This window comes from Myxococcus sp. CA039A, assembly GCF_013336645.1.
Classification (GTDB): domain Bacteria; phylum Myxococcota; class Myxococcia; order Myxococcales; family Myxococcaceae; genus Myxococcus; species Myxococcus llanfairpwllgwyngyllgogerychwyrndrobwllllantysiliogogogochensis.
In genome coordinates this window covers 1-2,639 of sequence record NZ_JABUMQ010000595.1, presented here as the reverse complement: position 1 = coordinate 2,639, position 2,639 = coordinate 1, and the positions used below count along the sequence as shown (strand labels likewise).

Below are 2,639 nucleotides of genomic sequence, written 5' to 3'. Positions count from 1 at the left end.
CCCGCGTCCCAAACGAGCCGGCATGATGCGTCCCTTCTCTCAGTGCGACTGTAGTTTCCTCAGGCTACGCGTCCGTGTGTGTGCGTCGCGGACGCGCTGCAGGTGGTGCCGAGTCTCTGCGTCGAGCCGATACCATCCGCACCGGCCACGTCGCTCACCCTCCGTGCGTCGCAGCCATCCCTGCTGGACCCAATAATGGACGGCGTTCTCGGTGACACCGAATTGCTTGGCGACACCACGCAGCGAGTACAGCCCGTCCTCTCGGCGGTCGGCCTTGCGCACTGAGGAGGGCATCCGGTGTGGCCAGCGCAACTGTCGGGCACGGCAGTAGGCATGCACCGTCAAGTTCGTCCAGAGCGCACCTGTCGCGGTCATCAGGCCGCCTTTGTTGAGCCGCATCGCGATTTCAGGCGCGGGCATCCCCAGTTTCACATGCTGCTCAATGAAGCGCCCGGCCTCCGTCGAGGTCCGCCGTCCTGGTAGCTGCCGCTCCACCCAGGCTCCCGTCGTGGCACCCGTGCGCCAGAGTATCGCCACGCGGGTGCCCCGCGAGGGCCCTTCCACCGGAGTGAGGCAGAGCTCTTGGATGACGGTGCGGGTAATGTTCTTGCGCTCGGCCATGGTGGTGGAGGGACTGGCCCAGAGTCGGGGCAGGTCCTGGGCGAGCGCAGCAATGCGTTCCTGCTCCCTCGCCGTGAGCGCCACCTGCTTCTTTTCCCGGGCCTCCGTGTAGCGGCGCTCGGCGTCCTGAAGCTCCTCCAGCTTCTCCTCCCACTCGCGCTCCAGCGTGCGCGCCACCGTGCGGTTGTCCGGGTCGACGGCCTTGTAGCGCCGCTCCGCCAACGTTACCTCGTACCGTGCACGCTCCAGACGCAGCCTCCACTGGTGCGCCACCTCGTCTGTCTGACGCTGCGCCTCGCGCACCACCGTCAGGCCGAGTTCAATGCCTTCTGGCTGCACGGCGGCCAGGACGCGCTCGCCAACTGCTCGGTCAATGGCTGACGCTCCCACCGACCAGCAAAGGTGCATGCTCTTGCCGGCCTGGACGGGACTGGCGCAGATGTAACGCGCTCGCGGGCTTCGGCCTGAGTATGCCGAATGCATCCGGTGTCCACACTTGCCACATAGGACGAGGCCTTGCAGGAGGGCCTCCCCCTTTCTGGCAGCGCCGTGTCGCTCGGGCGCGTCCCGTGACGGGCGGTTGTCATGCAATATCTGCTGGTTCTTCACGTATTCCTCCCACGTCAAGTACGCAGGATGCCTTTCACGGTGCACCACCTTCCAGGAGTCAGCCGGCAAGCGCCGGCAACGGCGCACCACCTGTCCTTCCGCAAGCTTCACCGTGTGCTCGCGCCGGCCGTACACGTACGCGCCCGCGTATGTCGGATTCGTGAGCATTTGCAGCAGGCGACTCGGCCGCGGAGGTGACCAGCGCAATTGGTGAGTCTTGGCATCGCGGGCGGGCAACTGAAGGTCATGCTCGATGAAGTAGCGGGCCACACCATAGGCGGAGCGCTCTATTGGGAAGCGCTCAAAGACGAGATGCACAGCTCGCCCAACCTCTTCGTCTGGGTCGAGCCGCAGGCGGCTGAGCGCCTTGTCCCACCAGTAGCCAACGGGCGGAGGCAGGCGAAACTCACCGCGCCGAGCCTTGCTTGCGCGTGCCCCGCGCAGCCGCAGCTGCATCCACGACAGCTCGGCCTCGGACATGGTCCCCTTGATGCCCAGGAGCAGCCTGTCGTTGTAGTCGCCCGGATGATAGAGGGCCTGCTCATCAGCGATGAGGACATCTGCCAGCCCGCACAGGTCCAGCAGGCGATGCCAGTCAGCCGAGGAGCGGGCCAGTCGAGAGACGTCGAGTGCGAAGAGGGCACCCACCTCGCCGCGTGCCACTTCCTCGCTGACACGCTGGAAGCCGGAGCGTCCCTGTGCGGAGGCGCCACTGCGCCCCAGGTCTTCATCCACCACCTCAATGGCGTCGGGCCGCCAGCCGAGTGCCTGGGCCCGCTCTCGCAGGAGATATTGCCGGCGCGTCGACTCGGTGTGCTCCATCACCTGCTTGAGTGTGGACTGGCGCAGGTACACCACCGCCCGTCGCCGCAGGTGGGTGTCGAGGACGGCTACCCTCATGTACGGCCCCCTCTCGAGCGTCCTCCCCCAGCCGACGCAGAGCGACCGTTGCCAGGAGGCGTACAACGTCGCGCTGTGCCTCTGGGGTGAGGAGCGTCCGTAGGCGTGGACTCGGCCGACTTCGGTCCTTCTGGCCGCGACTGCTCCGCCATCTTCCCATGGCAGGTGTGTGCACTCCCTGCCGCGTGCGCGCATGGGCTACCTCCCTGCTTGGCTTCCACCAGTGCCGCCAGTTGGCGTAGCTCCTCCACGCTCACCTGGCACCTGGTGGGCCTCATGCTCGAGAGGGAGCCTGGTTCCGCCCTGTCTGTCCACGCAGTGGGAAGCCGCAAGACCCCGCCCTCTGGCAGGCCCAGCACCAGATAGCCGCTTCCCTGGGCGCCCTGCACGTCGCGGTCGGCACGCAGGACTGGAAACCGTCTGCCGCGGAAGGGATGGACCGCCATGGTGATGGTGACTTCTTCCAAATCGCTTGCAGTGTCGACCGCATTGCGCGCTACCTTTCCCAG

Annotated in this window: 2 protein-coding genes; both read right to left on the bottom strand. The window is 66.5% G+C overall.

What is annotated here, in order from left to right; translation table 11 throughout:
- Positions 1-39: 39 nt before the first annotated feature.
- Positions 40-2,130, bottom strand: a complete 2,091-nt coding sequence (locus tag HR086_RS46160) for a recombinase family protein (protein WP_174464418.1) — start codon at positions 2,128-2,130, stop codon at positions 40-42.
- On the bottom strand, positions 2,127-2,576 hold the full coding sequence (locus HR086_RS49905; RefSeq protein WP_174464419.1) for a DUF5372 family protein: 450 nt from the start codon (positions 2,574-2,576) through the stop codon (positions 2,127-2,129). The genes HR086_RS46160 and HR086_RS49905 overlap by 4 nt, the downstream gene beginning before the upstream one ends.
- Positions 2,577-2,639: the final 63 nt, after the last annotated feature.